Source organism: Cupriavidus sp. GW821-FHT07C08, assembly GCF_059419025.1.
Genome location: NZ_JBWKQZ010000008.1, coordinates 258,958 through 278,659, shown reverse-complemented (window position 1 = coordinate 278,659; position 19,702 = coordinate 258,958). Strand labels below are relative to the sequence as shown.

The following is a 19,702-nucleotide window of genomic DNA, read 5'->3' as shown; positions in this document are numbered from 1 at the left end:
CTGTGGTGCGCCTGGGGCGACAGCCCCTGGCGCGGCAATAGCAGGGTGCATGACTGTCTAGTTCAAAGAATGCATAGAGGCGATTCACATGCCCAAGATTCCGTCGCGCTACAGCTATTTCGCCTATGGCGTTATCCAGGCCGGCCTGACCTGCTCCATCGCTGCTGCCATCGCAAGCCTTCCATTTGCAGAGGAAGGCCGGTTCCTTCAGCACTGGCTAAGGTCCTGGAGCGTTTCCTGGCTGACCATGCTGCCGGTCGTCGTGTCGGCCACGCCCATCATTCGCCGCCTGGTCGATCGCATGACAAACCACTCTTAGGTCATACCGTCCTTGTCGATGGCCTAGTTGAAAACGATGAACATGTGCCTGTTGACTGTGTCATCGCTCAACTACATTGAAGCCTGCACAACCAGCACGCATCGGCACCATGACCAAGAACCTGACGCTCGGACATGCGGAAACGGAGGCCGAGATCCGTGCCTGCTTCCCTGTCATGCGGCAACTGCGCCCCAAGCTGCAAATGCCGGAAGACTTTCTCGACACCGTCATGGTGCAAAGCGGACAAGGGTACCGGCTGCTCGCGCTCTGGGACGATGGCAAAGCTGTTGCGCTGGCCGGATATCGGCGTCTTGACAACCTGATCCACGGGCGCTTTCTGTACGTCGACGACCTGATCACCGATGCCGAAGGCCGGGGGCAGGGTCACGGCGAGCGTCTGCTGCAAGCGCTTTGCGAGCTTGGACGCACAGAAGGCTGCCAGCGACTTGTCCTGGATACCGCACTCGCGAACGCGCTGGCCCAGCGCTTCTATTTCCGTTCCGGCCTGCTTGCCAAGGGCCTCCACTTCTGCATGGAGCTGCAATGAAGCTCCTCAACCTGCTGCTGCTCGATTGCTGCCCGCGCCGTGACTATTCCACGAGCCGGCGCTCCGAGTCGATCTGGCGCGGGGATGCCGCGTTCCCTAACATGGAATCGTTCCACCTTCCTCAGCACGGAGAAGAATCATGAAGATTGTCATCATTGGCGGGACCGGCCTGATCGGCTCGAAGACCGTTGCCATTCTGCGCCAGGGCGGCCACGAGGTCGTGGCCGCCTCGCCCAGGAGCGGTGTCAACAGCATCACTGGCGAGGGGCTCCAGGAGGCCCTGACCGGCGCTCAGGTGGTGATCGACCTTGCCAATTCCCCGTCGTTTGAAGACAAGGCGGTGCTGGAATTCTTCGAGACTTCCGGCCGCAACCTTCACGCGGCGGAGACCGCTGCGGGCGTTCAGCACCATGTCGCGCTGTCCATCGTCGGCACCGACCGGACGCCCGAAAACGGCTACTTCCGCGCCAAGGTCGCGCAAGAAAAACTGATAGAGGCCTCCGGCATCCCCTACACCATCATCCGCTCGACCCAGTTCATGGAATTCATCGGCGGCATCGCCGATTCCAGTGCGCAAGGAAATGTCGTCCGCCTTTCGCCTGGGCTGTTCCAGCCGATTGCTGCGGACGACGTCGCCGCCCTCGTTGCCGATGTAGCGCTCGCGCCACCCCGAAACGGCATCGTCGAGATCGCCGGCCCGGAACGAGCCCCGTTCAACGAGATCGTCGCCCGCTATCTCAAGGCGGTTGGCGACCCGCGTGAAGTCGTGCGCGACCCCGAGGCCCGCTACTTCGGCGGCCGGGTCGAGGAACATTCGCTGGTGCCGTTGGGCGAGGCGCGCCTCGGGCGCATCGGCTTAGAGGAATGGCTGCGTCAATCGCAGCAACGATAGTCCGCAGGGCGCATGCCCACGTAAGCAGCACCGCTTTCGTCAGTCCCACATTGAGCAGATCACCAGGAGCAAATATGACCCAACGTACGAATTACTTCCAGCAATCCCCGGAACTGTCCAAGAAGCTCATGGAGTTCGGCGCGCTGTTCCAGAAGACCACGATCGAAGAGCCCATTCGCGAGCTTGTCGAGATTCGCGCATCGCAGCTCAATGGCTGTGCGTTCTGCGTCGACATGCATATCAAGATGGCGAAGATCCACGGCGAGCGCGAATTGCGCCTGCACCATGTGGCGATCTGGCGCGAGTCGACGCTGTTCTCGCCGCGCGAACGCGCCGCGCTGGCCTGGACCGAGGTGCTGACCAGGCTTCCCGCCGAAGGCGTGCCCGACGATATCTATGAGCGCGTGCGCACCCAGTACAGCGAGAAGGAACTGTCTGACCTCACCTTCCTGGTGGGGGCGATCAATACCTGGAACCGCCTGAACGTGGCATTCCGTATGGTGCCTGGTTCGTCGGACAAGGCGTTCGGGCTCGACAAGGCCAACCTGGAGTGATGCCATGAAGACGGTCACTTCCGTTGCGGCAGCCCTTGTGTTGTCGTGCCTGACGGTTGCAAAGCCGGCCGCCGCCGCGCCGGAGGCGAGTGTCACGCCCCTGGCCAAGGAAGCGTTGCCCGAGTATCCGGGGAAGGAAGCCGAGATGATCATCGTGGAGTATCCGCCGGGCAGCGCCGATCCCGTGCATCGCCATGACGCCCACGCCTTCGTCTACGTGCTCGAGGGCAGCATCGTCATGGGCCTCAAGGGCGGAAAAGAGGTAACGCTCAAAGCGGGCGATACCTTCCACGAAGGTCCCAACGATATCCACACCGTCGGACGCAATGCCAGCAAGACGCAGCCAGCAAAGTTTGTCGTGTTCCTGCTCAAGAAAAAGGGCGCGCCGATCCTGACGCCGGTGAAGTAGTCGTCGTCCATTCAGGCACCGGCAATGCCGGTGCGCACTGTCCGGCACGGCAAGAGCGGCGCTACCGCATGCTCTTGCCGTGCCGCTGTTTTCCAGGGTGGCGTGAAGGGTTGTGGGACGGAAATTGATACTACGTCGGTTTCTTGGCAATATCACCATGACAAAACCAGGTCCCGGGCAGCGACCTGGTCGGTGGTGATGGCGGTTGGCCGTGCTGCCTGCCGGCAGTTCGGACCTTGGACCCGCGACCTGCCGCACCCCGCGAGACGCGCACCATGCACCTGGGAAAATCGTACACAATATCCGAGTTCACGTTCTGGTCGAGACGGCAACTTTATGCCTCGCTAGCATGCGGTTCGCTGCCGGTAGTCCTTTATCAGTTCTTCGGGCTGAAATGGCTGTCGGTCCCGGTCTCGGTTGTGGTGCTGCTGGGCACGGCCACGTCATTCATCGTGGGTTTCCGGAACGTGCAGACCTACAGCAGGGCCCTGGAGGCACAGCAGATCTGGACTGAGATCCTGAATGGCAGCCGGTGTCTGGGTGTGATGAGCCGGGACTTTCTGGCAGGGCAGGCGGCCGGGCGGGATCTGATGCTCCGGCATTGCGCGTGGCTGACGGCGCTCCGCTATCAACTGAGAACCCCAAGGATCTGGGAAAGCGCGGGCAAGGCATCCAACGTGGAGTACCGGAAGTACTACCGAGTTCCAGAGTGGGAGACTCCATTGCACGAGACGCTTGCGCGGTATCTGCCACAGGCCGAACTCGACTCGCTTGCGCACGCCGAGAGCAAGACAAGCCGGTTGCTGGGAACGCAGTCGGCGACGATCAGGCGGCTCCTTGACGCTGGCGAGATCGGCAATGCCTTCTATCTGGAGTTGGTAGGATCGATCAAAGGCTTCTTCGTGCAGCAAGGACGGGCGGAGCGTATCAAGGACTATCCGTATCCCAGGCAATACGCGGTCGTCAACAAGCTCTTTGTCCGTACTTTTTGTCTGCTACTGCCTTTTGGCATTCTTACGGAATTCGAAAAGCTCAATGCCAGCGTTTCAGGCGTCATGCATGGCAGCATGATCTGGCTGGTCATTCCATTTAGCACGATGATCTCCTGGATGTACCTCGCGCTGGAGCAAGTGGGCGAAAGCACGGAGAACCCGTTCGAAGGAAACGCCAATGATGTGCCCATGGCACAGATCTGCCGGAAGATCGAACACGAACTCATGGACATGCTTGGCGAGAAGTGCGATATCCCCGCGCCAACGGCCGAGCACGGTATTGTCCTCTGACCACTCAAGGTTATCGCTTTAGTCAGGCGTCCTGTCATGACTGCGGGACGTGCGTCGTCTGTTCACTCAGTGCGCAGCCGCTGCAGCGGCCGCGGAGCCGCCCCTGGCGGGCTTCGTGAGCCAGATCAGCGGCACGATGGCGACGAAGATCACGCCCGAGATCCAGAAGATGTCGTTCAGGCCCAGCATGATGGCCTGCGTGTTCAGGCCGCGTTCGAAGTAGGCGGCGGCCTGGCCCTGCGTAAAGCCCATCGTCGCTTGCAGCGATTCGATTGTCCTGGCGTACAGCGGGCTGTGCACGCTGGCCTGTTCCGACAGCTGCGCGTGGTGCAGGATGGCGCGGTTGTTCCAGCCGGTGGTCGCGAGCGAAGTACCCACCGCACCGCAGAACACGCGGACGAAGTTTGACAGGCCTGCGGCGGCGGGAACCTTTTCGGCCGGCTGGCCGGACAGGATGATGGCCGTCAGCGGCACGAAGAAGAGCCCGGTCGGAATGCCTTGCAGCAGGGTAGGCAGCACCAGCGTGTAGGTATCCACGCCCGTGGTGTAGTGCGAGCGCATGAAGTACACCGCCGCGAATCCCAGGAAGGAGAGGGTGGCGAGCACGCGCAACTCCGACTTCGGCAGGATCTTGCCCACCACCGGGGCCATCAGCACGGCGAAAATGCCCAGCGGCGCGGTCACCAGCCCGGCGTTGACGGCCGGGTAGGCCAGATACTGCTGCATCCACTGCGGCAGCACGACCAGGTTGGCGAAGAACACGGCAAAGGCGACCGAGATGGCAACGGTGCCGGCCAGGAAGTTGCGGCCCTTGAACAGGCGCAGGTCGATGATCGGATTCGGTTCGGTCAGCTCCCAGATCACAAAGAAGATGAAGCTGAGCAGCGCGACGATGCCCAGCCCGATGATGACGGGCGAACTGAACCAGTCCAGGTCCTTGCCCTTGTCGAGCATGATCTGCAGCGACGCAACCCAGGTGACCAGCGATGCCAGGCCCACCACGTCGATCGACAGCTTGCGCGTCGGCGTTTCGCGGTCGCGGTAGATCGCCCAGGTCACGGCAGCGGCGAACAGGCCGACCGGCACGTTGATGTAGAAGATCCACGACCACGCGTAGCTGTCGGTCAGCCAGCCGCCCAGCGCCGGGCCGGCGATGGGGCCGACCGTGGCGGTGATGGCCCACAGCGCCAGTGCGGTGGCGCTTTTTTCCTTGGGGTACGACGACAGCAGGATCGATTGCGACAACGGGATCAGCGGCCCGGCCACGGCGCCCTGCAGGATGCGCGCGGCGAGCAGCGTGGTCAGGTTGGGCGCCACGCCGCATAGCCAGGACGACAGCACGAACAGCAGGATGGCGCCGACGAACAGGCGGACCTGTCCGATCCGCTGCGTGAGCCAGCCGGTCAGCGGGATCGCGACAGCATTGGCCGCGGCGAACAGCGTGATCACCCAGGTGCCTTCGTCGATCGACACACCGAGGTTGCCGGCGATCGTCGGGATCGCCACATTGGCGATCGACGAATCCAGCACGTTCATGAAGGTGGCCAGGGCCACGGCGAAGCTTCCGATCAGGAGCTTGCCGCCGGTGAGCGGGGCTGACACGAGTGAGGTCTGGGCTTGGGGTTGCAAGATGCGCTCCGGGGTTTTGGGCCGCTTTTTCTGATGGGTCAGTTAAATTGGCGCGGGAAGGCGATTGGCGTGATGCCGCTCATGCGCCGGAGGCGGGGCCGGCAGCTTGCGCCGTGCGCTTGATCGCCTGAGGCTGCTGCGCAACTTGCGAAGCTGGCGATGATTGCCCCACAGCCGACTTGCCGTTGCTGTTCTGCGCGATGATCCGCGTGATCTCGCGGTCGGCCTCTTCGCCGTAGCGCTGGAATACTTCGGTGCGATAGGCGGTGCGTTGCGGTACTTCCGCGCCCGGGCTCAAGGGCGAACCGGAATCCATGCGCGTTTCCACGTCGACCTGCATCGACAGGCCGATCTGCAGCGGATGCTTGCGCAGCTCCGCCGGATCGAGATGGATGCGCACCGGCAGGCGCTGCACGACCTTGATCCAGTTGCCCGTGGCATTCTGCGCCGGCAGGGCCGAGAATGCGCTGCCGGTGCCGGCGGACAGGCCGATCACCTTGCCGTGATAGGTCACGCTGCTGCCATACAAGTCGGCGTGGAGCTTGACCGGCTGGCCGATGCGGATGTGCTTGAGCTGGACCTCCTTGAAGTTGGCATCGACCCACACGCCGTCGAGCGGCACGATGGCCATCAGCGGGTTGCCGGGGGCAACGCGCTGGCCCACCTGCACCGAGCGTCGCGCCACATAGCCGGTCACGGGTGCCGGCAGCGTGTTGCGGGCGTTGGCCAGGTAGGCGTCGCGCACCTTGGCGGATGCGGCCTGCACGCTGGGGTGGTCGGCTACGCTCGTCTTGTCGGTCAGCGCATGGTTGGCAGCAAGCTGCTGGCGGGCGGTCTCGAGCGCGGCTTCGGCGGTCTTGACGGCGTCACGGGCATGCGCCACATCTTCCGCCGCGACGGCGCCGGATTCGGCCACCCCGGTGCGGCGGCGCAGGTCGTCCCAGGCGCGGTCCAGGTCAGCCTGGCGTTGCTTGACGGTGGCACCAAGCACGTCATTGGTGACATAGAGCGCGCTGACCTGGCGCACGGTCTGGCCGAGGGTGGCCTCCGCATTGGCCAGCGCCACCGTTGCATCGGCAGCGTCGAGCGTCACCACGGGCTCGCCGGCCTTCACGATCTGCGTATCATCGGCATTCACCGCGATCACCGTGCCGGCGACCTGCGGCGTGAGCTGGACGAGGTTGCCGTTGACGTAGGCATCGTCGGTGTCCTCGTGGAAGCGGGCCACGGTGTAGTAGTAGGCGCCATAGCCGGCGGCGGCGAGCGCGCTGGTCAGGCCGAGCAGGGCCAGCAGGCGCTTGCGGGTGTTCCTGGCGGGCGTCGGGGCGGCCGCGGCGGATGCGGTTTGTGGGTCGGCCGGGGTGGTCTTGGTCATATCGTTCATGGCGTCAGCTGCAACTGTGTTTGTTTGCGTCGAGAGGAGAGTCAGCGGACCAGGGCCGCCTTTGTGGTCGATTCGGAAGCATCGGTAAAACCGCCGCCCAGCGTGGCGGCCAGCGCAATCTGCCGGTCGCGGCGGTTCATGCGCAGGTTGGCCACCACCTGGCTGCTGCGCAGCGCGTTGGTCTGTGCGTTCAGTACGGTCAGTTGCGTGGTCAGGCCGGCCTTGTACTGCGCCAGCGCCAGTGTCAGGGCGCGTTGCGCGGCCGTGTCGCTGCGTACGGCGTTGTCGATCTGCGCGTCGACGGCGCGGATGTCGGAGAGCTGGGTGGCCACGTCGGTCAGGGCGTTCACCAGCGTCTCGTTGTAGTTGGCGACCGCGAAGTCGAACTCTGCATAGCGGCCCTTGAGCTGGGCGCGCAGCGCGCCGCCGTCGAAGATCGGCAGGTGGATCGCGGCGCCGGCCGAGGCGGTGCGGCTGGCGGCGCGCAGGAAGCGCCCCCACCCGATGGCATCCAGGCCGATCATCGCCGTCAGGTTGATGTCCGGGTAGAACTCGGCCTTGGCCACCTTGATGTCGTGCAGGGTGGCGTCGACGCGCCAGCGCGCGGCAACGATGTCGGGGCGGCGCGAGACTAGGTCGGCCGGCAGGTTGTCGGGCAGGCGGACGTCGTCGCCGGCGCCGAGGTTGGGGCGGGCGATCGCCAGGCCGCGGTCCGGGCCCTGGCCGAGCAGCGCGCCGAGCTGGTAGCGGGTGCGCTGGATGCTGCCTTCCAGCGCGGCGACGGCGACTTCGCTGGCGGCGAGATTGGCCTCGGCGGTGCGCTTCTCGACTTCGGTCTCCAGGCCCATGGCCACCCGGCCGTTGGTCACGCGCAGCACTTCGCGGCGCTGTCTGACTTCATCCCTGGAGATATCGAGCAGCGTGTAGAGGCGGGCCAGTTCGTTGTAGGCGCGCGCGATGGCGCTGCTCAGCGTCAGCTTCACCTGTTCGGCCTCGGCTTCGTCGGCATGCACACCAGACACCGCGGACTTCAGCGCCTCCCGGTTCTTGCCCCACAGGTCGAGGTCATACGAGGCGTTGATGAACGCCTTGTTCTCCGACTGCCACGTCCCGGCGAACTGCGGCGGCACCATCGCGTTTTCCGTGTAGCGCTGGCGGTTGAACGAATAGCCTGCGCCTACCTGCGGCTGCGTGTTGGCATTGGCGCTCTCGCTGAACGCCACCGCGGAGGCCACGCGGGCACGGGCCTTTTCCAGCGATGGGCTGCCCTGCAGCGCTTCCGCGATCAATGCCTTGAGCTGGGCATCGCCGAACTGGTCGGCCCAGCCCACCGAAGGCCAGTGGCCTTGCGCGGCGGGAATGCTCTGCGTGGTGGTGTAGGTGGTAGGTTCGGCGATTTGCTTGTCGCTGCGGATGCCGGCGTAGTTGGCACAGGCGCTCAGGACTGCAGCTACCAGCACCGAGAGCAGGAGACCGGCAAAGCGGCGGGCCACGCGGGGCGCGGCCGGGCGAGTAATTTGACTGAGCATTGTCTGATTTGTCAGTTAAATGGGTAAAAAAAGGCGGGCACAGGCCCTGGCACCTTTTGACCAAATCCACTAAATGGGCAAAAAAGACGCGTTCAGGCGTCCGCAAACTTGGCGAGCAGCCGGCGGAACTCCGCAAATTCTTCCTTGCTGAAGTTCCTGAGCCGCTGATTGAGTACTTTGGGGGCCACATCCGGGATGCGCTCGGCAACTTCCTGGCCCTTTCGGGTCACCGTCAGGTTGACCACACGGCGATCGTCGAGACTGCGGCTGCGTGACAGCAGGCCCTTGGCCTCCAGCTTGTCCAGCATGCGGGTCATCAGGCCGGTGTCGATGCCCAGCAACTTGCTCAGCTCGAACGGGGTGGTAGCGACGCCATGCGTGAGCGACATCAGGATCCCCATCTGCTGGCCCGTGATGTCCAGGTCCTTCAATGCCGCATCCATTTCCATCAGCAGCGTGTTGCGGGCGCGGTTGAGGAAGAAACCGATGCTCTGGGTGATCTGGAAGTCTTCCTTTGAGTAGTGGTCCATGGCGGGTTTCCTTGCTTGCTGACGAGACAATAGCTGATCTGTCAGTTAGTTGCAAGGAGGGGTTATCGAATGAGGGGGCGACTCTATTTCTCGCGATCACAGGGCCGTAAGGCGGCTGGCCGAACTGCACCTATAATGCTTGATAACGCAACGATTGATCGAGCAATAAAATGACCCCACAGCCAGAGAAGTCCGAGGCCAACGGCCAGGTTCTGCCGTTTCGCGAGTCCCTGCTGGCCATGCTGGGCGTGGCCTTTGTGGTGATGCTGGTGGCGCTGGACCAGACCGTGGTCGGCACGGCGCTGCCGACCGTGGTGGCCGAGTTGCAAGGCTTCGAGTACTACGCCTGGGTTGCCACGGCCTACCTGCTGACATCGGTGATCACCGTGCCGGTGTTCGGGCGGCTGGGGGACTATTACGGGCGCAAGCCGTTCGTGCTGGCATCGATCGTGGTCTTCTCGGTGGCCTCGGCGCTGTGCGGCATGGCGCCGAGCATGCCGTTCCTGGTGCTGGCGCGCGCCCTGCAGGGGATTGGCGGCGGCATGCTGGTCGGCACCGCCTTTGCCTGTATTGCCGACCTGTTTCCGGATACGCATGTGCGGCTGCGCTGGCAGGTGATGATGAGCGCGGCATTCGGCATTGCCAATGCGGTGGGGCCGTCGCTGGGCGGGCTGCTGACGGAGTGGTATGGCTGGCGCGCGGTGTTCTATGTCAACCTGCCGGTGGGCGTGCTGGGGCTGTGGTTTGCGTGGCGCTACCTGCCGCACCTGCGCCAGCAGGCACATAGCGGCCCGATCCGCGTGGACTGGCTCGGTGCCTTGCTGATCGCAGCCGGGCTGGGGTGCGTGCAGCTGAGCGTTGAACTGCTGCCGGCGCGCGGGATCGACGCCTATACCGGCGGCTTGCTGGTGCTGGCGGCGGTGGCACTGGTGGCGCTGTGGCAGTGGGAGCAGCGCTGTGCCAACCCGATCCTGCCGGTAGAGATGTTCCGCAACCCGGGGCTGGCGCCGTTGTTCCAGCTGGCGGTGTTCACGGGCTTCACCATGTTCGCGTTGCTGCTCTATGCGCCGCTGCTGTTCCAGGGCGGCTTTGGCTATTCGCCGAAGGAGGCGGGCATCCTGATCACGCCGCTGGTGGTCTGCATCACCGTGGGCAGTATTCTCAACGGCCGCATCGTCACGCGCATCCGGCGCCCGAATACCATGCTCTATGCCGGCTTTGGCATGCTGGCGGTGTCCTGCCTGGGCCTGTCGCAGGCCACGCGCAGCATGCCGCACGGCGTCTTGCTGACGATCATGCTGATCGGCGGGTTCGGGCTAGGCTTCATCATGCCGAACCTGACGGTGTTTGCGCAGCAGACGGCAGGGCGCGAGCACCTGGGCATTGCCACGGCCATGCTGCAATCGCTGCGCATGGTGGGCGGCATGGTGGGCACTGCGATCGTGGGCACGCTGGTCACACGCAGCTATACCGGAGGTGTGGAACATGCGCTGGCCGCCGCCAATGCCGGACAGTGGACGGCGCGCATGGCGGATCCGCAGGTGCTGATCGACAAGGCGTCGCAAGTCGCGTTGCTCGGCCAGCTTGAGCAAGCCGGGCACAATGGCGCCCTGCTGCTGGAGCAGGCGCGCGTGTCGCTGGTCAGTGCCATCCACCTCGGCCTGGTGGTGGCTGCGGTGGCCGCCGCGCTGGGCGTGTGGTGCGCCCGCCGGGTACCGTCGATCAAGCTGAGCCGGGCGCCGGCGCCCGCCATGGCCGCCGACTGACGCGCCGGCCTGCAACGTAACCTGAGGAAAACGGATGGAACTGGAGCGACAAAGCGTGGCCGTACTGCAGCAGTTCGGCCGCACCTACCGCGCCTACGCGGCCGCGTTCGAGCAGCGCCTGGGGCTGCCGCTGCCCCGCTGGCGCATCCTGCATGCGCTGCATCACCAGGAGGGCGCGATCGGCCAGAAGGCGCTGGCTGACCTGGTCGGCATGGACCCCGGCGCGCTGACGCGCCAGCTCAAGGCCATGCAGGAGCTGGGCTGGGTGGAGCGCAGCACCTCGGAACGCGACAACCGCGTGACGCACGTCACGCTGTCACGGACCGGCCAGCAGGTGGTGGCGCAAGCCATGCCGCTGCGCTCAGCCTTCCTGGAGGATGTGCTGGCGGAGGTCTCGCCGTCGACCATGCGCGAGCTGTCGCGCGGCCTGGCGCGGCTGGAGGCCGGCATCGCCTACGCGCAGGCCCACGCGGCGGCCGACGCCGCCTGATACGGCTGCGCCCGTGCCGCTGGCGCTCAGGCAGTCAGCAGCATGCCGTTAAGCGCCGCAAATTCGAACAGTTCCCGGTCGTTGGTGACGCCGAGTTTCTGCATGGCGCAGTTCTTCTGCCGGCTGATGGTCTTGACGCTGCGGCAGAGCAGGACAGCGATCTCGCTCACGGACCGCCCGGTCAGGTACAGCCGCAATACTTCCATTTCACGCCGGGACAGGCGCTTTGCGCCGGCCTGGCCGGGTGCGGCCGGGTTGCCCGGATCGGCCTGCGACAGGACTTCCAGCGCGGATTTGCCGATGTAGTGGAAGCCCCGCTGGATACGGCAAACTACAGTCACCAGTTCTGACAGCGGCGAGTCCTTGAGCAACAGGCCGTGCACCTGGGTGTCGAGGATGGAGCGCAGCACCAGCGGATTGGTGATCATGGTCAGGACGATCACGGCCAGCGACGGATGCCGCCGCCGCAGGCTGGCAAACAGGCGCAGGCCGTCGCTGTTGCCCTCGCCCTGCGCGGGCATGTGGTAGTCGGTGATCACGACATCGGGACGCAGGCTTTCCACGCTGTTCAGCAAGGCCGTCGCGCTGGTCACGCTGCCGCACACCTCCCACCCGGTCTGGGTATGCAAGCGGTCCGCTACGGTCGCGCTGACCAGGGGGTGGTCGTCGGCAAGCAGGATCCTCAATGTCATCTGGTTGCTCCTCGATTCTGGTTCGTGGCAGCGCCGGCATCAAGAAAACGCCGCACGTCAGCGAGACGTGCGGCGCAAAAACGACGCCAAACAATACGACGCCAGACAACTGCATGCATTGCCCCGGGACCGGGCCAAACGGGAGACGGCCGGACCGCTGCAATGCCATTGCAGGATATCGGCAGCGCGGTCTGGCGAAACTAGGAGGATTCGCAAAGCGCCGCCATGGCGCATCGGCCTGAGCGGGCCAAAGTCGCGCGAGTGTAGCGCAAGGTCAGCGCTCGGAAAAATGTCTCAAGACTGTAATAAAGACAGACGCCGCCGCTGCTGCGGGGCCAAAGAAAAAGGCGCTGGCGCCATACGGCTGCCAGCGCCTTCCGGGCGCCGCTGCTGCGGGAGTTGCGTCAGGCCGGCGCGGGCTGCGCGTGGGCCGCGGGGCGCCCGTTGCGGCGGCCGTCGATGGCCTTGAGCGGGTCGCGCAGCACGGCGCTGCCGACGTCCATGATGTCGCGCAGCACGCCCTTGTCGCCGCTGCGCTCCGGTGCCCAGAAATGCAGTGCGGCCCATTCCGGGAAGCTGCTTGGCGGTGCCAGCAGGCGCGTGGTGCGCTCGCGCGTGACCAGCGGCACGTTGAAGTCCAGCACCGGGCAGATGCCCCCGGCCGAATGCAGCAGCGTGATCTGGGTATGCCATGACGGGACCACGGTCTCGCGATGCCCCGGGGTGCTGGCCTGGCGGCTCAGGAAGGTCCGCAGCGGGCTGCCGGCCTCGCAGTCTTCCTGCAGCAGGATCCAGTCGCTTTCGCTTTCGCCTTCGTCATGGCTGCCGCCGCGCGTGGCGCTGACCAGCCGGCGCGGCGTGGCCATGATGTTGTGCTGGCGCACGCGTTCGGGATCGTGGCCGCTGTCGACGACGAAGGCGCAGTCAAGTTCGCCGCTGCCGAGATGGCCGGCAAGGGCGGCGTCGGCAATCACCGGACGCGTGACAAAGCTGTCTTGCGGAAACTGCTCGCACAGTGCCGTCAGGATCTCGGTGATGACCGGGTCGCCGATCGACGATGAAAAGCCGATCGAAACGCGCCTGCCGTCGTCACGGCGCTTGCTCAGGCCAGGCTCGCCGGGGCGCACCAGATGGTTCCATTTGGCGAGGATCTGCCGCGCCGTCTGCTCCAGGCGCAGGGCGTGCGGAGTGGGTTCGAGCATCCCGTTGCGCTTGACGAATAGCGGATCGCCGGTGATTTCGCGCAAGCGCGCGAGGCTGTAGGCCACCGTGGGCACGCGTCCCTGCGTGCAGGCTGCAACGGCGCTGAGGTCCCGGTATTCCATGACGAGGACAAAGACATGCAACAACTTCGTGCTGACGTGACGCATTCCGACTTCTCCCGATCCACGACTTTGTTTTCGCTTTTTTTTTTGTTTGTCCGACGCGCACGGCACTGCGTCGGACATGGGGCGCAAGAGCGGCCAGGTGTCAGGGCAATGATCCGGTCCGTGACAGGGACAGGCGCAAACGGCATGTACGGCGCGCGCTGCGGGCATGTCCGGATGAAAACCAGGCGGGCAAAGGCCCGGGCAGGATGCTGCGAAAACGCATGGCACGACTCCTAAATGTCCGACTTGCGTCGACAAATGGCGCAGTGACGACTCGATCCTTCAGGCCCGGTACAGGTTGGCAGCGTGGAATGCGCACCGTACAACGTCATGGTGCCAGCTGCCTGGCCGCTCTTCTGCCGGCGCCGCCAGGGCGCCGCGCGAAGGCGTGCGAAATTTAGTTGTGCCGAGGAAGCTTAATACATGCTCAGCGAAAGTCATAGAAACTTGAACTGAGGGCAGTCTTCTAATTTTCTTTAGTACGTCTTTGTCCGTACATCAATACATGGCTTGAAATCGGGGTTGCGGGCCGATTCATGCACGACCACCGCCGTGCAGAAGGCCGTCATGCCCATGTGATATGGGGGCCGGCATCTCCGTTTCCGCGACGCGCAGCGCTAATGGCCTAACTAGACTCCAAATTGGCTTAACGAAATTTGGCAATGCGCGCCAGCGCACGCGGCAGCTTGCGCAGAGATAATTTTCTTAACTCGCGCAGCGAAGACACTGAATTGCCTTTTGGCGCGCCCCTGGGCTAACGTAGGGCCAGAGTCGGCACGGTTGGCGGCGCGGCTGGCGCCGCTTGTGGCCCGCTGCTGTGATGCGGAGAGATTCGTGAACAGACGGTATTCGGAAGAGCAGATCCGCAGCTACCTGGCCGAGGCGGCCAGTGGCGTGCCAGTGCGTGAGCTGTGCGCGCGCTATGGTTTCAGCGATGCTTCGTTCTACGGATGGCGTGCCCGTTATGGTCAGCCCAGCCAGGGTGATGCACGTGACGGGCGCAAGCTGCGCGAGCTGCAGGAAGAGAATGCCCGGCTGAAGAGTATGCTTGCGGATGCGCTGCTCAAGCTTGAGCTGATGCGCAACCGTACCGGCCGCCGCAATGGCACAGGCAAGGATCGCTAGCGGCGGACGGTTCCTGCAATGCGCCGCGGTGTCGGTTCCACATACCGCGGAGGGTTCTGGAGTATTGGTTTGACGAAGTTTCTGATCAAGGCGGGCGTGCTGGCATGCGCCGCCATGGTGGCTGTCCCGGCGTGGGCGGCCAGTGCTGCATCGGCGGCCGCGGCCGCCGGCACCCCGATGGTGGCCCCGCCGCCGCCACGGATGCTGGACGAAGCCACGGCCGTGGTGGAGGGACCTGATGGCACGCTGTCCGCGTCGCAGCGGCAGCACTGCCAGTCATTGCTGGACCAGATCAACGCGCTGCCCGGCGGGCCGCAGTGGTCCACCGGCAAGTCGTCGGTAGTCACTGCCGACGGGCGCACCTATCCGACACTGGAACGCCAGGCAGATCGCAAGCGCCTGGAGGAGGCGTATCGCCAGGAATGCGCGCAGCAGCGCCGCTGAGGCGCCCCCCGGCAGCAGGCCGTCACCTGCGTATTTGCGGAGAGCCTACATGCACTGTTTCAAACACCTCTTCGCATGGTGCCTGGCAATGATGCTGATGGCGCCGCACGGGCCAGCGATGGCGCAGTCCAAACTGAGCAATGCCCAGCTTGACCAGCTGACCGCGCCGATTGCGCTGTATCCCGATGCGCTGCTGTCGCAGGTGCTGATGGCGGCCACCTATCCGGCCGATGTCGCGGCTGCGGCGCAATGGTCCAAGGCCAATCCCAGCCTGTCTGGCGATGCTGCGACCAAGGCAGTCGCCAGCCAGACCTGGGACCCCAGCGTGTAGTCGCTGGCCGCGTTTCCTTCCGTGCTCGACATGATGGGCCGCCAGCCGCAGTGGGTGCAGTCGGTCGGCGACGCGTTCCTGGCCCAGCCCAACGACGTGATGGATTCGGTGCAGCGGCTGCGGGTGCAGGGCAGAACGCGGGCATGCTGAAGACGACCGAGCAGCAGAAGGTCGTGACGCAGACCACCGGCGGTACCACGATCGTGCAGATCGAGCCGGCCAATCCGCAAGTGGTCTACGTGCAGGCCTACAATCCGACCACGGTCTACGGCACCTGGGCGTACCCCGCGTATCCGCCGGCGTACTACCCGCCGCCGCCCGGTTCCGTGTTTGCCACGGCACTGGTAACGGGCATCGGCTTCGGGCTTGGCGTGGCGGCGGTCGATGCGATGTGGGGCGGGTTCAACTGGAATAGCCATGACGTCAACATCAATGTGAAGCGCTACAACAACATCAACGTCAACCAGCGCCTGGACGTCAATCGTGCCAACGTGAACTGGCAGCACAACCCCGCCAACCGCCGCAACGTGCCATACAACAATGCGGCGGTGCGCGGTCGCTCCGCAGTTTTTCGCCGGCCGGCTGGCAGCGCGTCGCGGACCGCTGAGCCTTCTTGCGCCCCGGCCAGCCGTCTAGGCCAGCCGGGGTTCGCCAAACTCCGAGCCGTAGGCGTCTGATCTGGCCGCCGCCTGGCGCGGGGCCGGATCCAGGTCGGCATAGACCGAGGCCAGCCCGTCGCGGTCGATGATGCGCAGGTGCCGCTGGCGCACCGAGATCAGCCCGACCGAGGCAAAGCGCGACAGCAGCCGCGACACCGTTTCCAGGGTCAGCCCGAGCAGGCTGGCGATGTCCGTGCGCGACATGGCCAGCGTCAGCGCGCCATCGCGGTTGCCGTCGCGGCGCGCCTGCTCGCCGGCGAGGTCGAGCAGCAGCATGGCCAGGCGCTGCGGCGCCCTCATCGATCCAACTGCCACCAGCAGCACGCGTTCGCGCTCGGCATTGCGGCGCATCGCGTCCAGCACCGTTTCACGGAATGGGACGGCCTGCATGAGCGCGCGCAGGGATTCGACCGATACCGCACAAACCACCGAGTCCTGCAGCGCGATGGCGCCGGTCCCGTGGACCGGGCCTTCATGCGGCTCAAGCCCCAGCACATCGCCGGGCAGGGAAAAACCCGTTACCTGCCGCCAGCCCAGCGGCGATTCGTAGACCTGCTTGGCGCTGCCATGGCGCAGGGGGTAGACCGTCAGTGCAGGGCGGCCCTGGCGGAAAACATGCTCGCCGGTGCGCACTTCCACCCGCTCCGGCTGCAGCGCCACCGGCGCGTGCGACAGGGGAGCTTGCGCCCCGGCGCTATGGCAAACGTGGCGAAAGAGGCAGAGCAGGCAGGCTGGGGCGCCGCTGTCCGGCATGGTGGCATTGTCCTCCGGTGGCGATGGCCAAGTATAAGACGCCGGCAACGCAAGCCATCTCGCCGCGATCTGCATTCTTTCGTATTGCTAATTTAGAAATTTCGCATCGCGGGGGCGAGGCGCGTTGCGTTTGTGCCATAACGACGGGGCACGCCTGTCCAGCCGGTGGACGTAAGGCTGATTATGGTATGCTGCAACGCAACAATAAAGGTATAGGGGGGAGATTCCGTCACACGACCAGGAGTCCTCATGACCAAAAGCCTCGCCGCTGACTGGCATGCGCAGATCCGGCGACTGAGCCGCGCGCAAGCCCGCACGGAAGCCCAGGTGAAGTCCTGGCTGGGCCGCATGGATTCGCTGAATCCGCTCACACCGGCTCGCCCTGCTGGCCCGCGGGGCAAAGTCCGGCCCGCCCGGCCGGCACCCGCGCCGGATTCCCTGCCCGGTACCTGGCAGGCGCACAGGCTGCGCCTGGCACCGCTGCCCGGCGAACTGGTGCCGCAACTCTCGTATCACCTCTACATACCGTCCAAGGCCCATCGCGGCCCGTTGCCAGTGGTGGTAGTGCTGCATGGCTGCCGCCAGACGCCGGATGACCTGTCGGCCGGCACCCGCATGAATGCGCTGGCCGAGCGCGAGGGATTTATCGTGGCCTACCCGCAACAGCCCTTGCGGCGCCAGGTGCAGCGCTGTTGGCAGTGGTTCGACCTGGGCGCCGCCGAGGGCGGACGCGAGGCGCAGGCGGTGGCCGCGCTGATCGATACGCTGGCCGCGCGCCACGACGTACGCGAGCGCGAGATCTACCTGGCCGGCATGTCCGCCGGCGCGGCCATGGCCGCGCTGGTGGCGTTGCGCTACCCGGGCAAGGTGGCGGCCGCGGCCCTGCATTCCGGCGTGGTCATCGGCGCGGCCGACAACCCGCGCGCCGGCCTGCGGGCGATGCAGCAAGGCTCGGCCGCCGAGCCGTCATGGCTGCTGGATGCCGCCGGCGTGACGCCGGGCGGTCCCGAGATGCCCGCGCTGGTGATCCACGGCCTGGCCGACGATGCCGTGCATCCGGTCAACGGCCGTCTGCTGGCGCGGCAGTTCCTGGCCTACAACGGCCTGGAAGACCGGCTCGCCGGTACGCCCGAGCCGTCCAACCCGGATGACGAAGCGCCGGGCCGGTCCCATGAATACCGCTTCGGCCGCTGGCGCCGCGACCTGGTGACGCTGGTGGAAGTGGAGGGCCTGGGCCACGCCTGGAGCGGCGGCGACGCCAGCTATGGCTACCACAGCGATATCGGCCCGGATGCCAGCTCGATGATGTGGCAGTTCTTCAGCCAGCACCGGCGCTGAAGCCCGGCGGCACCAATGCGCATGAAGCGCGCATGAAAAAAGGGAGGGCGCCTGCCCTCCCTTTTTCATTGCGGCAACAGTGTCAGCCGCGCGAGCGGTCCTTGACGAACAGCGCGGTCACCATGCCCAGCACGCACAGCGCGACCACATAGTGGGCCGGCGCCAGCGGATCCTGCTTCAGCATCAGCGTGACGACCATCGGCGTCAGCCCGCCGAAGATCGCATACGACACGTTGTACGAGAATGACAGGCCCGAGAAGCGCACCTGCGCTGGGAACGCATTGACCAGCACGAACGGCACCGCGCCGATGGTGCCGACCAGGAAGCCGGCCAGCGCATAGAGCGGCAGCAGCAGGTCGGGGCGGGTGAAGATGGTGGTGTAGAACGCGTAGGCGCAGATGGCCAGCAGCAGGCCGCCGAAGAACAGCGTGCGGCGCGCGCCGATGCGGTCGGCCAGCGCGCCGGAGACGACGCAGCCGACCGTCAGGCACAGCGTGGCAACGCTGTTGGCCACCAGCGCCGTGCGCGCGTCAAAGCCGTACAGCTTCTGCAGGAAGGTGGGCGTCATCAGGATCACCACCACGATGCCGGCCGACAGCATCCAGGTCAGCAGCATCGACACCGCGACGCTGCCGCGGTGGTTGCGCACCACCGACTTCAGCGGCATTTCCGCGGCCAGCGCCTTGCGCTGCTGCAGTTCGGCGAAGACCGGGGTCTCATGCAGCCAGCGCCGCAGGTACATCGAGGCGATGCCGAACACGCCGCCGATCAGGAACGGCACGCGCCAGCCGTGGTCGGCCAGCTCGGCCGGGGTGAAGACGCTGTTGATGCCGGTGGCGACCAGCGAACCCAGCAGGATGCCGGCAGTCAGCCCCGCGGTCAGCGTGCCGCAGGCATAGCCGACATGGCGCGCCGGCACGTGCTCCGAGACGAACACCCAGGCGCCGGGCACTTCGCCGCCGACGGCCGCGCCTTGCAGGATGCGCAGCACCAGCAGCAGCACCGGCGCGGCCAGGCCGATCGACTGGTAGGTGGGCATCAGGCCCATCAGCAGCGTGGGCACCGACATCAGCAGGATCGACAGGGTGAACATCTTCTTGCGGCCGAGCAGGTCGCCGAAGTGCGCCATGATGATGCCGCCCAGCGGCCGGGCCAGGTAGCCGGCCGCGAAAATGCCGAAGGTCTGCAACTGGCGCAACCAGTCCGGCACCGACGGCGGGAAGAACAGCTGCCCGATGACCGTCGCGAAAAAGACGAAGATGATGAAGTCGTAGAACTCAAGGGCGCCGCCAAGCGCGGCAAGGGCAAGGGTCTTGTAATCCTGGCCGGTCAGCGGGCGCGCGCTGGCTCGCGGCGCGCCGACACCCGCGGCGGTACTGCTGGTGGTAGACATGAATGGACTCGCATGGAAGAGATCGCATGCGAAGCGCGCAGCACGGAATCGTGATGGGTGTGGCCGGAGGGTACAGCGCAGGGGAGGCAGGCACGATGTGGCGGGTAAGCCGCAGGCTTGCGACGAAACGCTTCGCAAAGGACGTAAAGATACCAGATCGGCCCATGCGGCGTTGAGGGGGCAATTCTGATTTCTTTGCTTTGTCCGAAACCGTTGCCATAATGTCGAAAAATGTGAAATCCGGGGCACAAACCATCGTGCAGCA

At 65.3% G+C, this 19,702-nt stretch carries 20 protein-coding genes and 1 pseudogene; 13 read left to right on the top strand and 8 right to left on the bottom strand.

The features are described 5' to 3' along the window. Nucleotides 1–88 precede the first annotated feature (88 nt). The 7 genes from AC07UK_RS13595 (at nucleotide 89) to AC07UK_RS13565 (ending at nucleotide 4,004) form a co-directional block, all read left to right on the top strand. Complete coding sequence (locus AC07UK_RS13595; RefSeq protein WP_494687123.1) at nucleotides 89–319, top strand: DUF2798 domain-containing protein; 231 nt, start codon at nucleotides 89–91, stop codon at nucleotides 317–319. Between the two features lie 109 nt (nucleotides 320–428). Beyond that, nucleotides 429–866, top strand: coding sequence for a GNAT family N-acetyltransferase (locus AC07UK_RS13590; protein ID WP_494687122.1), 438 nt, complete (start codon nucleotides 429–431; stop codon nucleotides 864–866). Beyond that, complete coding sequence (locus tag AC07UK_RS13585; protein WP_494687121.1) at nucleotides 863–1,009, top strand: hypothetical protein; 147 nt, start codon at nucleotides 863–865, stop codon at nucleotides 1,007–1,009. Before AC07UK_RS13590 ends, AC07UK_RS13585 begins: the two co-directional genes overlap by 4 nt. Further along, complete coding sequence (locus AC07UK_RS13580; protein ID WP_494687120.1) at nucleotides 1,006–1,758, top strand: SDR family oxidoreductase; 753 nt, start codon at nucleotides 1,006–1,008, stop codon at nucleotides 1,756–1,758. Before AC07UK_RS13585 ends, AC07UK_RS13580 begins: the two co-directional genes overlap by 4 nt. A 74-nt stretch (nucleotides 1,759–1,832) precedes the next feature. After that, the gene (locus AC07UK_RS13575) at nucleotides 1,833–2,312 is read left to right on the top strand and encodes a carboxymuconolactone decarboxylase family protein (RefSeq protein WP_013953672.1); all 480 of its coding nucleotides are present in this window, start codon (nucleotides 1,833–1,835) and stop codon (nucleotides 2,310–2,312) included. Nucleotides 2,313–2,316: 4 nt separating this feature from the next. Further along, nucleotides 2,317–2,721 carry a cupin domain-containing protein gene (locus AC07UK_RS13570; RefSeq protein ID WP_494687119.1) on the top strand — a complete coding sequence of 135 codons (405 nt, stop codon included), beginning with the start codon at nucleotides 2,317–2,319 and terminating at the stop codon, nucleotides 2,719–2,721. A gap of 275 nt (nucleotides 2,722–2,996) precedes the next feature. Then, on the top strand, nucleotides 2,997–4,004 hold the full coding sequence (locus AC07UK_RS13565; RefSeq protein ID WP_494687118.1) for a bestrophin family protein: 1,008 nt from the start codon (nucleotides 2,997–2,999) through the stop codon (nucleotides 4,002–4,004). Nucleotides 4,005–4,070: 66 nt separating this feature from the next. On the opposite strand, the gene AC07UK_RS13560 is transcribed toward AC07UK_RS13565, so the two are convergent. The 4 genes from AC07UK_RS13560 to AC07UK_RS13545 all read right to left on the bottom strand — a co-directional run bounded on the left by AC07UK_RS13560 (nucleotide 4,071) and on the right by AC07UK_RS13545 (nucleotide 9,076). After that, nucleotides 4,071–5,633, bottom strand: coding sequence for a DHA2 family efflux MFS transporter permease subunit (locus AC07UK_RS13560; RefSeq protein WP_494687117.1), 1,563 nt, complete (start codon nucleotides 5,631–5,633; stop codon nucleotides 4,071–4,073). Between the two features lie 79 nt (nucleotides 5,634–5,712). Beyond that, nucleotides 5,713–7,017 (bottom strand): HlyD family secretion protein, encoded by a 1,305-nt coding sequence (locus tag AC07UK_RS13555; protein WP_494687116.1) that lies wholly within the window; start codon nucleotides 7,015–7,017, stop codon nucleotides 5,713–5,715. A gap of 41 nt (nucleotides 7,018–7,058) precedes the next feature. After that, nucleotides 7,059–8,546, bottom strand: coding sequence for an efflux transporter outer membrane subunit (locus tag AC07UK_RS13550; protein WP_494687115.1), 1,488 nt, complete (start codon nucleotides 8,544–8,546; stop codon nucleotides 7,059–7,061). 92 nt (nucleotides 8,547–8,638) lie between these two features. Then, nucleotides 8,639–9,076, bottom strand: a complete 438-nt coding sequence (locus AC07UK_RS13545) for a MarR family winged helix-turn-helix transcriptional regulator (protein ID WP_436224907.1) — start codon at nucleotides 9,074–9,076, stop codon at nucleotides 8,639–8,641. Nucleotides 9,077–9,246: 170 nt separating this feature from the next. On the opposite strand from AC07UK_RS13545, the gene AC07UK_RS13540 reads away from it, so the two are divergent. Both AC07UK_RS13540 and AC07UK_RS13535 read left to right on the top strand, forming a co-directional pair. Then, nucleotides 9,247–10,842 carry an MDR family MFS transporter gene (locus tag AC07UK_RS13540; protein ID WP_494687114.1) on the top strand — a complete coding sequence of 532 codons (1,596 nt, stop codon included), beginning with the start codon at nucleotides 9,247–9,249 and terminating at the stop codon, nucleotides 10,840–10,842. A gap of 34 nt (nucleotides 10,843–10,876) precedes the next feature. Continuing rightward, nucleotides 10,877–11,332, top strand: coding sequence for a MarR family winged helix-turn-helix transcriptional regulator (locus AC07UK_RS13535; RefSeq protein ID WP_114133277.1), 456 nt, complete (start codon nucleotides 10,877–10,879; stop codon nucleotides 11,330–11,332). A 26-nt stretch (nucleotides 11,333–11,358) separates the two neighbouring features. On the opposite strand, the gene AC07UK_RS13530 is transcribed toward AC07UK_RS13535, so the two are convergent. Next, on the bottom strand, nucleotides 11,359–12,024 hold the full coding sequence (locus AC07UK_RS13530) for a response regulator (protein WP_494687113.1): 666 nt from the start codon (nucleotides 12,022–12,024) through the stop codon (nucleotides 11,359–11,361). A gap of 404 nt (nucleotides 12,025–12,428) precedes the next feature. Next, nucleotides 12,429–13,394 (bottom strand): LysR substrate-binding domain-containing protein, encoded by a 966-nt coding sequence (locus AC07UK_RS13525; protein ID WP_436224910.1) that lies wholly within the window; start codon nucleotides 13,392–13,394, stop codon nucleotides 12,429–12,431. An 834-nt stretch (nucleotides 13,395–14,228) separates the two neighbouring features. On the opposite strand from AC07UK_RS13525, the gene AC07UK_RS13520 reads away from it, so the two are divergent. The 3 genes and pseudogenes from AC07UK_RS13520 to AC07UK_RS13510 form a co-directional block, all read left to right on the top strand. Further along, the gene (locus AC07UK_RS13520) at nucleotides 14,229–14,519 is read left to right on the top strand and encodes a transposase (RefSeq protein WP_013953661.1); all 291 of its coding nucleotides are present in this window, start codon (nucleotides 14,229–14,231) and stop codon (nucleotides 14,517–14,519) included. Between the two features lie 69 nt (nucleotides 14,520–14,588). Further along, the gene (locus AC07UK_RS13515; protein WP_494687112.1) at nucleotides 14,589–14,963 is read left to right on the top strand and encodes a hypothetical protein; all 375 of its coding nucleotides are present in this window, start codon (nucleotides 14,589–14,591) and stop codon (nucleotides 14,961–14,963) included. A 49-nt stretch (nucleotides 14,964–15,012) separates the two neighbouring features. Further along, a pseudogene (locus AC07UK_RS13510) lies at nucleotides 15,013–15,926 on the top strand (DUF3300 domain-containing protein); the annotation flags it as partial. On the opposite strand, the gene AC07UK_RS13505 reads toward AC07UK_RS13510, so the two are convergent. Then, nucleotides 15,927–16,706: a Crp/Fnr family transcriptional regulator gene (locus AC07UK_RS13505; RefSeq protein WP_494687111.1), complete on the bottom strand. Its 780-nt coding sequence runs from the start codon at nucleotides 16,704–16,706 to the stop codon at nucleotides 15,927–15,929. Between the two features lie 249 nt (nucleotides 16,707–16,955). Between AC07UK_RS13505 and AC07UK_RS13500 the strand changes: the two genes are divergently transcribed. After that, nucleotides 16,956–18,044: an extracellular catalytic domain type 1 short-chain-length polyhydroxyalkanoate depolymerase gene (locus AC07UK_RS13500; protein WP_436224913.1), complete on the top strand. Its 1,089-nt coding sequence runs from the start codon at nucleotides 16,956–16,958 to the stop codon at nucleotides 18,042–18,044. Nucleotides 18,045–18,126: 82 nt separating this feature from the next. Here AC07UK_RS13500 and AC07UK_RS13495 read toward each other — a convergent pair whose 3' ends face one another. Beyond that, nucleotides 18,127–19,437 (bottom strand): MFS transporter, encoded by a 1,311-nt coding sequence (locus tag AC07UK_RS13495; RefSeq protein ID WP_436224914.1) that lies wholly within the window; start codon nucleotides 19,435–19,437, stop codon nucleotides 18,127–18,129. Nucleotides 19,438–19,702: the final 265 nt, after the last annotated feature.